Source organism: Salinispora pacifica DSM 45544 (assembly GCF_000378845.1).
Taxonomy (GTDB): Bacteria; Actinomycetota; Actinomycetes; order Mycobacteriales; family Micromonosporaceae; genus Micromonospora; species Micromonospora pacifica.
Genome location: NZ_KB905359.1, coordinates 1,390,436 through 1,404,929, shown reverse-complemented (window position 1 = coordinate 1,404,929; position 14,494 = coordinate 1,390,436). Strand labels below are relative to the sequence as shown.

Genomic DNA, 14,494 nt, shown 5'->3' with positions numbered 1-14,494 from the left:
GTCCGCCGCTGGTGGCGGGACCTGCACGAGCACCGGCAGGTCGACGGTCGCTGTCCCGTGTGCGGCGCCCCGCGGCGGTGCTGGCCGTGGGCGAAGGCGTACGCCGTGCTACTCACCCACGACCTGCTCCGAGCACCGCAAATCGCAAGGTATACCCCTCAAATGATGGAGGTCGCTATGACTACGTTCGCCCCGGACCGTTGCCTGCTGCCGCTCTACGACAGCCGCACCGAGAAGGGACGGGTGAGCCCGGCTCGCCCGTTCGGGCTGACACTGTCCACGCAGGTAGGTGACGAGGTTCCGGTGGTTGACCTGACCGACACCCACCTGGACCCGGTGACGCAGACCGTGATCGGTGTTGACGGCACTACCTTGGGCAAGCCGCAGACCACGCAGAAGGTCGCCACGAACAGCAAGACCTCCTACGATCACCAAAACTTCAATGACTCCACCCCGGACACCTACCAGGACTGACACCCGTGACGATCCTGGTCCTGACCGAGCCCCGCGATGTGACCGCTGACCTGGTCATCACCGCGCTACACAACCGGGACGCGCAGGTACATCGCGTCGATACCGGCGACTTCCCCCAGCTCCTCACCCTGGCCGCCGTTCTCCGCGGTCAGGGCGGCTGGTCCGGCGTCCTGGCCGACGCGCACCGGCAAACCCGGCTGGAAAATGTCACCGCGGTGTACCGGCGGCCCGGCCCGTTCCGGCTAGCCGATGGCCTCGACGACTACGAACGGCGGTGGGCTACCCAGGAAGCCCGGATGGGATTCGGTGGCCTGGTGGCGGCGCTGCCAGTGCGGTGGGTTAACCACCCCCACCACATGGCGGCAGCCGACTACAAACCCGTGCAACTCGCGGTCGCGGCCCGCTGCGGCCTGACCACCCCCCACACACTGATCACCAACGAGGCGCAGGCAGCGCGGGCCCTCATCGCTACCGCCCCCGACGGGGCGATCTACAAACCGCTGCACGTGCGGCCCTACCTCGACACCGACACCGGACACCTGATGGCACTGGCCACCAGCCCAGTCACCGCCGAGCAGATCACCGACGCGGTCACCGGCACCGCGCACCTGCTCCAACACCAGATACCGAAAGACCACGAGCTACGCGTCACCACCATCGGGCGGCGTGTGTTCGCCGCCCGCATCGACGCGCACTCCGACGCCGCCCGCATCGACTGGCGCACCGACTACGACAACCTCACCTACACGCCGGTCACACTGCCCGACACGCTCACCGACCAGCTCCTGTCCCTGACCAATGCCTTGGGTCTCGCGTTCGCCGCGATCGACCTGATCGTCACCCCGACCGGCGACTACGTGTTTCTAGAGGTGAACCCGGGCGGCCAGTGGGCCTGGATCGAAGCCGAGACGGGGCTGCCCATCGCCGCCGCTATCGCCGAGTACCTGGAGACGCCGTGACTCTCACCGTCGACTACCGGCAACGACGACAACACCTCGTCGCCCGACTACACACCACAGGACATCTGACCAACCCCATCGTGGCGGGAGCGTTCGCGTCGGTCGCCCGCCACCCGTTCGCCCCCGCCGTCTACGACGTGAACTCCCACGGGCAGGTCGGTGATGTGCTGCACGCCGCCCGGCCGGAGCACCAGGACGCCTACCTCACGGCCGTCTACGGCGACGAAGCGATCGTCACCCAAATCAGCGCGGACGGTCGGCCGACCAGCTCATCCACCCAGGCCGGGGTTATGGCGGTGATGCTGGAAGCCCTCGACCTGCAACCCGGCGTGACCGTGTTGGAGATCGGCACCGGCACCGGCTACAACGCCGCCCTCCTCGCCCACCTGCTCGGGGATACGGCGGTCACCTCCGTCGACATCGACCCGCACCTGATCACCACCGCCACCACCGCCCTCCACCAGGCCGGCTACCAGCCAACCGTGGTCACCGCGGACGGCCTGGCCGGATACCCAGCAAGGGCACCCTACGACCGACTGATCGCCACCTGCTCCGTACGCCGAGTACCAGCCGCCTGGCTACGACAAACCAAACCCGGCGGGCTTGTCCTGGCCAACCTGTCCTACGGCGTCGTACCACTCCGAGTCGACGACACCGGCACGGGGCACGGCCGGTTCCTGCCGCAGGTAGCCGCATTCATCGAGGCCCGACCCGCCGACGGACCCGTCGGACCGACCGTGGCCGACATGGTGTCACTGTGTATGGGTAGCACCGGCACCACATCACCGGGCAACGATCGCGATGTCGCGCTGTTCGGCGACCCGTGCGGTGAGTTCTGGTGGCGGCTCGCCGAGCCGAGCATCTACCACTGCACCCTGCTCCCCGACGGGGAAGAGGTCCATTGCCTCGTCGACGCCGACACTGGCTCCTGGGCGCGAATCCACGCCCGGGGCTCGACCGTCACCGTCGTGCAAGGCGGGCCCCGCCGGCTCTGGCACGCGGTAGCCACCGCATGCCGCCGGTGGGCCGACGCCGGCCGCCCCACCCACGATCGCCTGGGCCTCACCATCGACCGCAACGGTGCCCACACCCTCTGGGTCGACACACCCACCGGACCACACACCTGGACTCTCGACCCACCAAGGTGAGCCCACCAATGCAGCCGGCCCCGCTCTCCCCAGTCGGAAGGGCGGGGCCTCGCCGGGTCGTGGTCCCGACTGGTGCGCCCCCGGTCAGCGCGTGTCACGGCGGCCTGGTTTGACGGCCGGGCGCACGGTGCGGTAGTGACCCGCACACGAATCGTGATCACTGCTGTGGCGGCAGCCCACCGACGAGGGGAGCGATGGTGCGCCGGGACCTAGCTGCATCCTTGATTGGCGTCCTCGTCGGCCTGGCGCTCAGTTGGCTAGTCCTAGCCACCTCCCAGGCATCCCAGGGCAGCAACAGCACGGATCCCGTGACTTGGGGCCCTCAAGCGCCGACCCCGGCAGCACAGACCACAGTGTTTGGTGTGGTAGCGCTCATGTGGTCCGCCGGATGCAACGGCGGAGAGCAGATCGCACTCGATCCGGGGCGGTACGAGATGGGCACCTGCACTATGGGCGGCGATGAGGTGACGGTTGCTGTGTTCGCCCCGGGGGCTCAATCGGGGTGGGTCCACTCAATGAGAGAGCTCGGAGCCATCGTCGTGGAGGGCGACCGGTGGGCGGTCGCCAGCCTGATCGTCACCGCCCCAGCGAGGTTTGCCGCCGCAGTCCCGAACTGACCACGGCTAGTAGTGCTTTGTTAGGTCGTTGTGGCGTGTCGCTTGTGCGGCGATCGTGGCGGTGACCAAGCGGCCCTCGGCAATCCGCAGTTCGATCTCGCCTTCTGGCTGCCGAGTCTCGCTCTCGAAGGTGGGCCGCAGCCCTCGGAGGTACTCACCGACTCTGATCCGACGGTGGTCACGCTCGTCACCGAATTCTTCGCCAGCCGCGCCGGCCTGCCCCTCCTGCCAAAGCTGCCGCTGGTTCGCGAATTCCAGCTGCGTCAGTTGCGGGTAGCGTTGCCGTGGATGGCGACGGTGCTTGGGCTGCCCCAGCCGGAGGCATCCGGCTGAGTTCGTTCGGCTGACCCTCCCGGTTGGTCGGGTGTCCGCAGCTGCCGCGACCGGTCGTCGTCCCCGCCACCCCTTGGTGGCCTTGGCTAACCTGTCGGCATGGATCGTCGGCCTGCGGCACCCTGGGCACCAAGCGCCGTCGTGCTGCTGACGGTGGCATGGCTCCTCGGCGCGCTGGTGCTGCTCCGGTGGTGGTTCGACATCGGCGTCGAATTTTGGCCCGATTCCGACAGCACCCAGGTTGCCGGTGCTGACCAACGGGCGCATAGGAGCAACACAGCACTGCTGCTCTTGGCGGCCGAGGTGGTGGCCGGCCCGGTGGTGATCGCCGTCGTGGCCGTCTGCGGGCGACTCCGCTGGACTCCCGCTGTCTACCTGGTGATCGCGTTTGGTCTCTGCCTCCTCGCAGTGCCGGTGGCCGGTGAGGCGTACCGAGATCTCTACCCGCCCTCGCCTCCACCCCCAGCACCAACGATGTGCCAGCAGCGCAGCGGCGACGATGCCAGCTGTCCCGGGGGCTAGTGCTTGGGGCGGGGTTTGGCCTGCCGGAACTCATGGAGGATCTTGGTCGCCATGGCGTGACCATGCTTCTGAAGGTCGATCATGAGCGCCTAGTAGTGCTTTGTTAGGTTCGGTAGCGTTTGTTGCGGTGTAGCGGTTTCACGGGTTGGTGGCAGGTGATGCGGCGCCGGTCCAGGTCGCGAGGAGTCGTTGCAGCTCGCGGATGATCATGTAGAGGGTCAGGCCGGCGCATCCGCTTTTGGGTCCAGGCGTAGTTCGGTGATGAACAGGTGCGCGGCGGTGACCAGGGTGACGTGGCGGTGCCAGCCGGTCCAGGAGCGGCCTTCGAAGTGGCAGGCCGAGGCCGGTTTTCAGTTCGCGGTAGTCGTGTTCGATGCGCCAGCGGATCTTGCCGTGGCGGACCAGGTCGGTGTGGCTGGTGGTGGCGGGCAGGCTGGACAGCCAGTACTTGACCGGCTCGGCCTCGTCGTGCGGCCACTGAGCGATCAGCCACCGCTCGGGCAGGAGACCGTCCGGGTCGCGGGCGACGCGGTGCCCGGCCGGCCGGACCCGTAGGAAGACGAACTGGGAGCTCATCGTGCCTTTCGAGCCGTCCCGCCAGGTGATCGTCTCCGCAGCCCGGCGGCCGGCGGCGCGGATGTGTTCGGTCAGGCTGACTGCGGTCTTGGGGTAGCGCGGGTCGGTGCGGGTGGGTGGGCGACCACGCCCGGACCACACCCGCTCGACTGGCCGCACGTCTGGCTTGTGGGCGAGGGTGTCGCCTTTGACCTGCATGATGTAGCCGATCCCGCGTTCGTCCAAGGCGCTGCGGAACTGGCTGACGCCAGTGGAATGGAGTAAAATGGATCGGATAACTGATTTTCTCCCCCTACTGATATCGATGCTCGTTCTTACTGTGCTTAGTCGGATAGCTAGGCGAATTCGGCGAGAGCATTACCATTCGTACAGGCAGCAGCGTGCGCAGGACGAACGACCTGAGACACGTACCCGGCGCCTACCCCGATAGGCTGGTCGACTCGGTGCCGCCGGTGCCGACCAAGCCGCGCCTTCGTCCGACGAGAGCCCGGGGCGCTAGCCGTGGCCTAGTTGGACGGAGGTTCGTGCTGTAGACAACGCCCCGCCTGGCCGAGCGCCGGGCGGGGCGTTTCGTCGTGTGAGGCTATCCCGTGCGGTGGCCTGTCGGGGCTATCTGTGGCGGGATTCCACGGGACCGCGGCGGCGAACTCCGCCGGTGGCGTCCATGCTCGCGACCGCCCACCCAGGGGCCCTGGCAAAGATGCTCCTATAGATGTCAAGCCGCGAGTTGAAGATCGTTTGCTGGTTGCCCCCTGACGGTCAGGATCCAGTGTGCGCCCGCTCGGCGAGGTAGGTCGCCAAGGGACGGTTCATCGAGGGCGTCTCGGTTGATGGAGTGTACGAGTTGGGAGACCGAACCTGTTCGCGCACCTGTGGCACCATCGGCCGCTACCGGCAGCGGGTGGGGCACGAAAGCAGCCGATGGTGGCCTGTCGGGCCAGACCGGCAGCGCAGCGACCATGCTAGCGGGGCGGCACCTCGTAGACGGGCTTCGCCCGCCGACCCAGCAGCACACCGAGCCACGGCCATCGCGTCTCGGCCACCCGGACGAGGGCGTAGTAGCCGGCCATCGCCAGCGCCACCCCCTGGCAGTGAGGGCGGTGGACGAGTCGGCGTCGAGGACGATGCCCGCCGTCGAGGCCAGCCAGGCGAGCAGCGCGCCGACAGCCGCGTGGGCCGCGGTGTGGATGAGCGAGATCAGGTAGTCGTGGGTCATTCCTCTCCGGGTGTGCGGGGTGGGCCTGATGCCACGGCGGTCTCATGTCTCGTTCAGGCATGTTTTTCGGGTTCATGTCTTGGTGGGGTTGGTGTCGGTTTAGCTCGGGGTGGTTGCTGCCGCCTGCCTGGTAGCCGAGGAACACCACCGCGGCCCCGCCCTCCGGGGTCGGTGGTTCTCGTCCGTGACGGGGAAGGACGCCAACACCGCGATGAACTATCAGCGCCACGAACACAAACCGGACCGACCAGGTGCACGCCGGGCGAGGTCACGACGGCGGGCCGTCGGACTGGCCGGGATGACCAGCCTGGCCCTCACCACCAGCCTCGGCGTTGGCGGCGCGCCGGCTATCGGCGCCGTCGAACGCGCTGTCACCGCCGCCGATGACCGGCTGGGAAGACCTATCCGCGCCTCCACCGACAACAAGGATCACGAGGGCAAGGGTGGGAAGGACAAAGGCAAGGGCACACCGGTTCGGTGTGGCGCCGATGCGCTGATCGCGGCGATCACCCTCGCCAACGCCCGCGGGGGTGCTGTCCTCGACCTCGCCGAGGACTGCACCTACACACTCATGGGCGACATCGACGACGGTGCGGGCTTGCCCGCGATCACTACCCCGATCACTCTCAACGGCGGCAAACACACCACCATCACACGCGCCGCTGCCGCCGACGAGTTCAGAATCCTCACCGTCGACGCCGGCGGAGACCTCACCCTCAACCACCTGACAATCACCGGCGGACAAACCACCAACGCTGGCACTGACGGGGCTGGCGTCTTCGTGGACGCAGGTGGAACGTTGACCAGCAGTCACAGCGCCATCACCCGCAACATCGCCGGCGGCAGTGGTGGCGGCATTGCCAACAATGGCACCACTCATATCCACGCCTCCAACGTCAGACACAACACCGCTGCCTCTGCCGCTGGAGGTGTGGCAAGCTCTGGCGTACTCGAAATCAGCAAGTCCAGCATCCATGCCAATGCCGCCATGGACGGAGGTGGGGTCACGAGTTCGGGAACTGTGCGGATCGGGCACAGCAGAATTTCCAGTAATCGCGCCCGCGGCTCTGGTGGTGGCCTTTTTGTCATGAGTGGTACTGGTTTTGTCGCGGACAGTAGCGTTACGGCGAACATCGCCGGTGACGTGGTTGGTGGCATCATCGCGAGCGTTGGCGTGCAGATGACGATCAGGTCCTCTGTCATCGCTGAAAACGTAGCTGAAGCGGGAATTGTCGGTGGTTTGGGCGTGGACGAAGACGCCTCGGTTGTCGTTATGGACAGCATTGTCAAGAACAACAACGGCAGCGGCAATGGCGGTGGGGTTTACAATATCGCCGAACTGGTACTCAGAAACACGAAGGTCTTTGGTAATCAGTCAGGTGATCAGGGCGGCGGAATATACAACGAAGCCTCCGCAACCCTCACCCTGTTCGGCGCCAAGGTCGCCAAAAATATTGCCGTCACCGATGGTGGTGGCATCTTCAACGAGGTGGGCGGCACGGTCGAATTGAACACCGCTACCGGCACCGTCGTGGCAAAGAACCGGCCGAACAACTGCGTCAATGTCACCGGCTGCCCGGACTGACCCCGTCGTTCGGGCACCACGAGGGGCCCCGCCCCCTACCGTCTACGGGCGGCAGGGGGGCGGGGCCCTTCCTGGTTTGGATCGGGGGATGCGGTTGTGGAGCTGCTCCAGGCGGCCGGCGCTGACATGGCCGTTGCCCAGTAGCACGCGGCCGAGGTACACGAGGGGCTGGAGAGGACCGGCGTCTCAGTCGGGGGCGTTGTAGCCGACGACCGACACCACCAGGGCGATGATGGAGACCAGCGCGGCCGGTGAGGGCAGCGGCCACCGGGCGCTCGCTCTCCAGGGCGCGTAGGCATGCTTCATGGTCCTCGCCCTGCCGAGCAAGGTCCTTCACGTCGCCAGGCGGCGTCCCACGTCTCAGGGCCCAACAGCCCATCCCGGGTGAGGCCCTGGTCGGCCTGGAATGCCTTGATCAGCTCTCGGTGCTCTGAGCCGTACCGGCCGTCGTGGCCGCTCTTACGCAGATGCCGCTCTTCCTCGCCCGCAGGCCCGCCCCGGCGGCTGAGCTGCTCGGTCCACATCGCTAGCCACTGCCGGTCCGACTTACCCCTGAATCTCCTGCGGTGGTAGCCGGACACCGAGATGTCACCGCCGGAGTGGGCAAGTGTCACCCACAGCTGTACGACCTGCTCCATCGTGACCCGTGCAGGTCGGCGTCGAAGTCCCGGGCCCGCACCCCGTCGAGCTGGTCGCCATCGCGATATTCCGCCCGACCGGTCCGGTCCGGGTTGTGGCTCGACGGGTAGCCCTGGTGGGAGGTATCGCCGATCGAGCCGTCCGATCTGGTGTCCCGCTTGGGGAACCAAGGGATGGGGGCGGTCATGGGGTGGCTCCGGGGGTGCGGCTGGCGTAGGTGGCGGTGGCCTGGCCGTTGCGGAAGGGGTTGTTCTGGCGGCCGTTGAGGTGCCGGTTCGCGCCGGTGGTGCGGGAGCTGGGCGCGCGGCTGCCGCTTTCGGTGGCGCGGAGCATCAAGTTTCGCCAGGTAGGCGGCGACCTTGGCGTCGGTCACGGCACCATCGCCGCTGCCGATGCGGCGCACGTCGACCTGTTCGCCGCACGACACCGGCAGCCGTCGAAGCGGTCGGGGTGTGGTGGGGTGGTGACGGTGATCTGCCGGGCGGCGGCGTGCACGGCGTCGTTTAGGTCGTGGGCGGTGATCCCGGCCGGCGGCAGCACCAGTGCGCCGGAGCCACCGGGGTTGACGCCGTCGAAGCGCAGCAGGAGGTGGAAGTGCACAGCTCGCCGGAGAAGCCGTTCCACACGGCCTGGTGGTCGTGGTCGTAGCAGTCCGACATAGTGGCCGCCCGAGCTGGGAGTGGTTGCGCAGGGCCGTCCCGCCAGCGTCCGACCGTGGGTCAAGGTCCTCTTGACGTGGCGGGTCGGGCGGAGGCCCGCTCCACAGGAGTGCGGGCCGACGGCAGACGGAATGGCCACCGCGCGCTTCAGGATGGAGGGCTCTCCGTGCCTGGTTGGCAGGTCAAGCCTGCCCAGTAGCGTGCTGGGACATGGGTGAGCTGATCGAGCAGGTCATCGGTCGTAACCTCGTCGCAGTAACGGAGGCTCGACACTGGCATGAGGGCCAACGTGATGGTGACGTGGAGAGCTTGGTGCATTTTTGGCTGCACTTTCAGGGAGTGCCGCCGCTCATGGCGCATGGGTCTGGCGAGCTGCTAGGCCTTGAGTTCAGCGAGCCGTATGCGTCGTACGACATGGGAGAGCACGGTGAGACGCGCGTGGGGCTGGCGCAGTGGCCCGACATGCTGGGACTGCTGCCGGGTCATCGGCTGCTGGACGCCGCTCTCATTTGGGGCTACGCGACGCGGCCAGGCTTGGGTGGTGTCCTACTGAGCTTCGACCACTGCGACCTGGCCCTTGCAGTCGATCCGTTCTACAGCAACAGCGAGCGGCTTTTCACACAGCGCTTGAGCATAGGTTGGTCTAGCCCGCACTCGCCATCTGTAGGCGACCCCATCAACCGTGATGAGCCGAGCGCCCTTCCTGACCAACGTCATGACGAACCTTCTCAATGTCAGGTGACCGTGCCCGAAGCAGCGGTCAGTATGGGACAGCGAGGGACGCCCGACAGGCAAGACAGACAGGCTGCGTTCCGTACGCGGTGGGCAGCTCGTACCCAAGCTGCGCTTCCACCGCCCGTAGAACCTCGTCGGTGAGCGGGTTCTCCAGCGGGCCGGATCCGTCGAAGACAGTTGCGGGATCGAGCACCGGTCGACGGTAGTCGGTTGGTGTCAGTTCCAGGAGCGCCGGTAGCCCTGCTGCTGTTGACAGTAACGATGACAGCAACAGGGCCCCAGGCGGGGAGGGCCAACGACGGATCAGTACCCGACGTCAGAGACGTGCGCGGACGCGCATGGACGGAGCGCCCCAGGACCTACAAGTGAGGGGTCGGGCGGCTGGGGTGGTGTGGCCGGTAGTTGCCGCCTGTCGTGCAGGGTGTGGGGTTCGGCGCGGATACTGGCGGGCTGGTGGAGAAGCAGGCGGCGGAGTTGACTCGGTGGACCATTCACGGTGAGCGGGGTCGTGGACGACACCCGGCGGGGCGCGGCTGAGTATCGCCGAGCACGTCCCGCGCCTGGAGCCGGTGGAGGCGGTTGTAGGCGGGCTACAGGTTGTTGATTCGGGCCAACAGCTCTGCCTCGGTCAGGTTTTCCAGGACCGCGTCCTGCTTGCGGCCCAGGACCGCCAGCAGCTTATCCTTCTCCAGCTTCTTGGCCGCCGCCGCCTTCGCCGCCTGGTCCTCCGAGAGGCGGACGGCGATGACCTGCTTGACGACCTCCAACTTGGCCTCCAGGATCGCCTTCGCCGGATTTGCCTCGGTGGCCACGAACGACTCGGTGTCGACGGCCTTGAGTTCGGCGTTGACCGCCTTGGCCACATCATCGAGGCTGAAGCCGGACTTGGCGGTCAGCGGAAGCTCCCACAACTGTTCCGTGGTCAGCAATCCCTTGGTCGACGGATAGCGGAACTTCTCCCGCGTGGCCTTTTCAAAAATAGTCACTAGGGCCTTCTCCGATTTCTGGGTCGAGAATCAGAACTGGATGCTGATGAGGCGGCGCTGGCCGCCGATCATGGTCACTTTGGCGACCACAGAGCTGCGGACCGTGGAGCTGAAGCCGAGGCCGGAAAGCTGTTCCGGAGACGGCTCGCACTTGGTGCGGTCGCCGAGAACCTCGAACACCTTGCGGTGCGGTTGCAGGTCGCCGCGGAGGAACTCATTGTAGATCCCCCGCGTCGGCTGGTCGTTCACACACCCCTTCAGGATGAAGAAGTAGTGCCGGTTGCCGACCTCGTTGTCGTCGAAGTAGTTCGGCGAGTACATGATGGTGGACACCGGTACGAACTGTTCGGTGGTGATGCCCCACAACTCTTTGCCCGCACTGCCCGGCTGCACGTCTACTCCCGGCAGGAAGGCGGTGATTTCCCCGCCGGCAACCGTCATCCGACCCACCTTGACGGTCTCCTTGTGGTCGACCGCGCGATCGTGGCTGTAATGCTCGATCTTTCCGTTGCTCTCGGTCTCGATTACAAAGCCAACGTGGGTGCTGTCCCGCTTGCGGTACTGGTTCACCTCGATCCGGTACTCACCGTCGGGGACGCGGTCGGTCCAGGTGACGTTCTCCACCGGCTCGCGGGAGAGCGTCCCGCCGGCGTTCATGTCGACGTCCAGCTTGTTGCGCTTTTCTTGGTACCAGATGTGGTCGCCGTTGGGTTCGAACACGTGCAGGTCGAGGTCGTCGTGGTTGAACCAGGACAGGCTGACCCGCAGCTTGCCGGTGACGTTGCCGCCGGCTCGTTTCACTTTTTCCTTGATCGAGTCGGTGACGTTGCCGCCGTACGACCAGCCGAAGTCGTTGTCCCACTTGAACAACCGCGGAGCAGCCGGGTGCCGGCCGGTCGTGAGACTGACGAAGTGCGGCTCGTAGGTGTTGGCGACCCACAGGTCGATGGTGGCGGCACCGGGCAGGATGTCCTTCAGGAAGGAGGCCACGGGAATCTCCTCCGGCTTCGCGTCGCGCAGGCGGGCACCTGCCGACTTCATGGTGGCCTGCATGAGCAGCCCTTCGATGCCGTCTTTCATCCGCGGCTGTGTGTCGTTGTCGACCCACAGCACGTTGGTGATCGACACATCGGACAGCCGAGCGAACCGTCGCTGCAACGACTCCTCGATGCCCAACTCGTCAATGGTCTTCATGGCAGCTTTGACCATCGCCGGTGTGATCAACGCCTTGGGGCGCTGGTAATTCTGCGGCGCCACCTTCGTCTCGAACGATCGGACCGCCTGCTCCAGGTCGACGCCCGCGGAGAGGTCCTGGACGAGGGTGCCGATCACCATGTTGCGCAGGCGTGCCGCCGGGTTCATGGCGTTGGCGAAGACGAAGGCCCGTCTGTCGGTCGCTGTCGTCCACCTGTTCTGCAGCGATCGGAACTCGGTCACCGCCCGACGATGCTCCGTGCCGCGGTAGAGGGCGTTGTCGTCGATAAGATCGACGACGGTACCCAGAGCGTGCTGGGTCAACTCGGCCAGGCCACGTTGGAAGACCTGCACCGCGGCGTCAAAGGTGCCCTGCGTCGCGCCGATATCTTCGATGCGATGCCGCTTCTCCACCCGGCCGTGCAGGTGGTGCCACACCTCGACTTTGCCGTCCCACAGGGTTCGGGTGCTCTTCGTGCCGTACTGCGCCTGTGTGGACCGAAAGATCGTGGACAACGGCAGCGAAAGAACGAAATCATCCAGAGCGGCGGCGACGACGGAGAAGACTGGGTCGGAGGCCGACACCCCGGACCAGACGGTACGGACCCGCCCGGCGTGGATCTCGACGACGTTGCCGAAGCGCTTGATGAAGCCGCGGCAGGTCGAGCAGTCGTACTCGGATCGCTCGCGGAACCGCAGATTGGTGCCGGCGGGGAAAGAATCGAGATAGGTGAGCCAGAGTGAGTCCCGGTCGAGACCGTCGCCGACCACGTACAACTCATTCCTGGACATGGTGGACAGACGCGATCTTACATCCGTCACGAACTGCTGGAAATCGCCCACCGTTCATCCTCCTTGATCGCCGGAGATCCTAACGGAGCGATCGCCAATCGGAGAAACGCGTTTCCGGCGTTGCGGACGGTCACAGACGGGCGCCGGTGGCCGGCGGTCAGTCGAACGGAGCGCGTACGGCGGTGGGCTGCCGGGACGGCGGGCAGCAGTTTCCGCCAGTCTCGTGATCCGGAGTCAGGAACGTTCATAACGGGCGAGCCGGAGGGCTGGCGCGCGAACCCAGCGACGACACCCCGGTCCAACGGGAGTCCTTCCGCACCGTCGCCGGCGTCAAACTCCAACTGGAAGTTCGCCCGGTAGTAGCCGGCAAGCGAGGTCACGCGCGATCCAGACCGCTGCCGTACACCTCGTCGGAGTACCAGCGATTCGTGCCAGGCACGAACGGTGGCTTGACCCGAGCAACCTCGACCAGAACGGCCGTCAACTCCAGCGGCTCGAAGAGATGTAACTCGCCGGTAGCAATATGAGAGCTTCTTTCGCGTATTTCCTTCGCGTTTGCCGTGCTGTGGGCGTGGTGTCGGGTTTAGCTCGACGGTGAGCCGCTACCGCCTGTCTGGTAGCTGAGGAACACGCCACCCGCGTTCCCCTGGGTGGTGGGCTCCTCGCCGTTCACGGGGAAGGACACCGAGACCGCAATGCCATCTCAACGACATGTTGACAGCTCCAGCCGCACTGATAGTCGGCCGCCACGGTGGTGGATGGCCGTCGGGATGGCCGGGTTGACCGGCCTGGCGTTCACCACGGCCGCTCTTGCCACCGCCGCCCACGCTCAACCGAACCAGCCCGTACCCGGCTCCAGCACGGCGACCGATGCGGCGCCCGGGCCCATCGCGACCGCCCGGGATGGAGCCGGCACCGGCACTCCCGTCACGTGTGACGCGGATGCGTTGATCGCCGCGATAACGTCTGCCAACGCTGCGGGCGGCGGCGTGTTCGACCTGGCCAAGGACTGCACCTACCTGCTCACCGCCGACATCGATGGTGCCGGTCTGCCCACGATCATTACCCCGATCACCCTCAACGGCGGCAAGAACACCACGATCGAACGCGCCACCACCGCCGCCGACCAGTTCCGGATCTTCACCGTCGACTCCGGTGGCGATCTCATCCTCAACCACCTGAAGATCATCGGTGGTCAGACCACCACGGCAGGTACCGATGGGGGCGGCATCCTGGTCAACGCGGGCGGGGGTTTGACAGTCAGCCACAGCGTAGTCACCCGCAACATCGCCGGTGGTAATGGTGGCGGCATCGCCAACAATGGGACCACCACCGTCAAGCGCTCGATCGTCAGCCGTAACACCGCCCCGCTGGAAGGGGGCGGCATCTACAACACGGGCGCCCTGACCGTCAACGGGTCTGAGGTCAAGGCGAACACCGGCACCCTCGGGGGAGGCGGTGTCGCGAGCACGGCAGGAACGGTCGACGTTTCCAAGTGCTCCATCTCCGGCAACTGGTCCGACCAGGGAGCTGGTCTCTTCATCGTTGATGGCGGAATCGGCTCGGTAACCGGCGCCCACATCAAGAATAACTCCGCTGCCGATGCTGGTGGAGGTATCTTTCTGCTGGGTCAGCTGACGATGCAGAAAGTCGTCCTCGCCGGCAACACCGCCGAGACCGGTGCTGGCCTCATTGTCGACGAGGAGTCCACGGCCGACATCACGGGCAGCCGCATCGTCGACAACACCGCCGGGGCCCAGGGCGGCGGCATCTATAACGCTGGCATGACCACGTTGAACGGCACCAAGCTCGACGGGAACCAGGCCGACACGGGCGGCGGTGTCCAGAATCTCGCGGCAGCGACGCTGACCTTCTTCGCCTCGACGGTCACCGACAACCTTGCTGTGACCGACGGCGGGGGCATCGTCAACGACGTGGGTGGGATCGTCACCCTGAACACGGCCACCGGCACCACCGTTATCAGTAACCGCCCGAACAACTGCGTGAATGTTCCCGGCTGCGCCGGGTAGCGACCTTGAGCGGGTCAGTCTCACCCGGG

At 66.2% G+C, this 14,494-nt stretch carries 11 protein-coding genes and 6 pseudogenes; 9 read left to right on the top strand and 8 right to left on the bottom strand.

The features are described 5' to 3' along the window. Positions 1 to 177: 177 nt before the first annotated feature. The 6 genes from tgmA to SALPAC3_RS0106275 all read left to right on the top strand — a co-directional run bounded on the left by tgmA (position 178) and on the right by SALPAC3_RS0106275 (position 4,053). Positions 178 to 474, top strand: a complete 297-nt coding sequence (gene tgmA / locus SALPAC3_RS0106300) for a putative ATP-grasp-modified RiPP (RefSeq protein ID WP_018220417.1) — start codon at positions 178 to 180, stop codon at positions 472 to 474. A 5-nt stretch (positions 475 to 479) separates the two neighbouring features. Next, positions 480 to 1,433: an ATP-grasp ribosomal peptide maturase gene (gene tgmB / locus SALPAC3_RS0106295; protein WP_018220416.1), complete on the top strand. Its 954-nt coding sequence runs from the start codon at positions 480 to 482 to the stop codon at positions 1,431 to 1,433. After that, positions 1,430 to 2,581, top strand: a complete 1,152-nt coding sequence (tgmC, locus tag SALPAC3_RS0106290) for an ATP-grasp peptide maturase system methyltransferase (protein ID WP_018220415.1) — start codon at positions 1,430 to 1,432, stop codon at positions 2,579 to 2,581. The genes tgmB and tgmC overlap by 4 nt, the downstream gene beginning before the upstream one ends. Before the next feature lie 194 nt (positions 2,582 to 2,775). Continuing rightward, positions 2,776 to 3,198: a single stranded DNA-binding domain-containing protein gene (locus tag SALPAC3_RS27860; protein WP_157632310.1), complete on the top strand. Its 423-nt coding sequence runs from the start codon at positions 2,776 to 2,778 to the stop codon at positions 3,196 to 3,198. Between the two features lie 42 nt (positions 3,199 to 3,240). After that, the gene (locus SALPAC3_RS0106280; RefSeq protein ID WP_018220413.1) at positions 3,241 to 3,531 is read left to right on the top strand and encodes a hypothetical protein; all 291 of its coding nucleotides are present in this window, start codon (positions 3,241 to 3,243) and stop codon (positions 3,529 to 3,531) included. 99 nt (positions 3,532 to 3,630) lie between these two features. Then, the gene (locus SALPAC3_RS0106275; RefSeq protein ID WP_026185290.1) at positions 3,631 to 4,053 is read left to right on the top strand and encodes a DUF6234 family protein; all 423 of its coding nucleotides are present in this window, start codon (positions 3,631 to 3,633) and stop codon (positions 4,051 to 4,053) included. Between the two features lie 218 nt (positions 4,054 to 4,271). On the opposite strand, the pseudogene SALPAC3_RS25395 reads toward SALPAC3_RS0106275, so the two are convergent. Continuing rightward, positions 4,272 to 4,872: pseudogene (locus SALPAC3_RS25395) on the bottom strand (IS701 family transposase); the annotation flags it as partial. Between the two features lie 719 nt (positions 4,873 to 5,591). Beyond that, a pseudogene (locus tag SALPAC3_RS25390) lies at positions 5,592 to 5,845 on the bottom strand (hypothetical protein). Between the two features lie 184 nt (positions 5,846 to 6,029). Here SALPAC3_RS25390 and SALPAC3_RS0106255 point away from each other — a divergent pair. Further along, positions 6,030 to 7,430, top strand: coding sequence for a right-handed parallel beta-helix repeat-containing protein (locus SALPAC3_RS0106255; RefSeq protein ID WP_408640398.1), 1,401 nt, complete (start codon positions 6,030 to 6,032; stop codon positions 7,428 to 7,430). Positions 7,431 to 7,732: 302 nt separating this feature from the next. On the opposite strand, the pseudogene SALPAC3_RS28610 reads toward SALPAC3_RS0106255, so the two are convergent. The 4 genes and pseudogenes from SALPAC3_RS28610 to SALPAC3_RS27850 form a co-directional block, all read right to left on the bottom strand. After that, positions 7,733 to 8,256: pseudogene (locus tag SALPAC3_RS28610) on the bottom strand (peptidoglycan-binding domain-containing protein). Further along, on the bottom strand, positions 8,253 to 8,402 hold the full coding sequence (locus tag SALPAC3_RS28250; protein ID WP_018220407.1) for a hypothetical protein: 150 nt from the start codon (positions 8,400 to 8,402) through the stop codon (positions 8,253 to 8,255). Before SALPAC3_RS28250 ends, SALPAC3_RS28610 begins: the two are co-directional and overlap by 4 nt. Before the next feature lie 4 nt (positions 8,403 to 8,406). After that, positions 8,407 to 8,745 (bottom strand): annotated as a pseudogene (locus tag SALPAC3_RS26725) (replication initiator); the annotation flags it as partial. A 797-nt stretch (positions 8,746 to 9,542) separates the two neighbouring features. Next, positions 9,543 to 9,689: pseudogene (locus SALPAC3_RS27850) on the bottom strand (SMI1/KNR4 family protein); the annotation flags it as partial. 224 nt (positions 9,690 to 9,913) lie between these two features. Between SALPAC3_RS27850 and SALPAC3_RS29380 the strand changes: the two are divergent. Continuing rightward, positions 9,914 to 10,011, top strand: a pseudogene (locus SALPAC3_RS29380) (NUDIX hydrolase); the annotation flags it as partial. Positions 10,012 to 10,053: 42 nt separating this feature from the next. Here the strand turns inward: SALPAC3_RS29380 and SALPAC3_RS0106225 are convergent. Both SALPAC3_RS0106225 and SALPAC3_RS0106220 read right to left on the bottom strand, forming a co-directional pair. Further along, positions 10,054 to 10,449, bottom strand: coding sequence for a hypothetical protein (locus SALPAC3_RS0106225; RefSeq protein ID WP_018220405.1), 396 nt, complete (start codon positions 10,447 to 10,449; stop codon positions 10,054 to 10,056). A gap of 30 nt (positions 10,450 to 10,479) precedes the next feature. Continuing rightward, entirely contained in the window at positions 10,480 to 12,486 is a 2,007-nt protein-coding gene (locus SALPAC3_RS0106220) for a hypothetical protein (RefSeq protein ID WP_026185287.1), read from the bottom strand. Positions 12,487 to 13,193: 707 nt separating this feature from the next. On the opposite strand from SALPAC3_RS0106220, the gene SALPAC3_RS0106205 reads away from it, so the two are divergent. After that, positions 13,194 to 14,465: a hypothetical protein gene (locus SALPAC3_RS0106205; RefSeq protein WP_018220401.1), complete on the top strand. Its 1,272-nt coding sequence runs from the start codon at positions 13,194 to 13,196 to the stop codon at positions 14,463 to 14,465. Positions 14,466 to 14,494 lie beyond the last annotated feature (29 nt).

Coding starts and splice junctions, on each gene's coding strand:
- SALPAC3_RS28250 (WP_018220407.1), bottom strand. CDS start 8,402: ATGCTCCGCGCCACCGAAAGCGGCAGCCGCGCGCCCAGCTCCCGCACC.
- SALPAC3_RS0106205 (WP_018220401.1), top strand. CDS start 13,194: ATGGCCGTCGGGATGGCCGGGTTGACCGGCCTGGCGTTCACCACGGCC.
- SALPAC3_RS27860 (WP_157632310.1), top strand. CDS start 2,776: ATGGTGCGCCGGGACCTAGCTGCATCCTTGATTGGCGTCCTCGTCGGC.
- SALPAC3_RS0106275 (WP_026185290.1), top strand. CDS start 3,631: ATGGATCGTCGGCCTGCGGCACCCTGGGCACCAAGCGCCGTCGTGCTG.
- tgmA (WP_018220417.1), top strand. CDS start 178: ATGACTACGTTCGCCCCGGACCGTTGCCTGCTGCCGCTCTACGACAGC.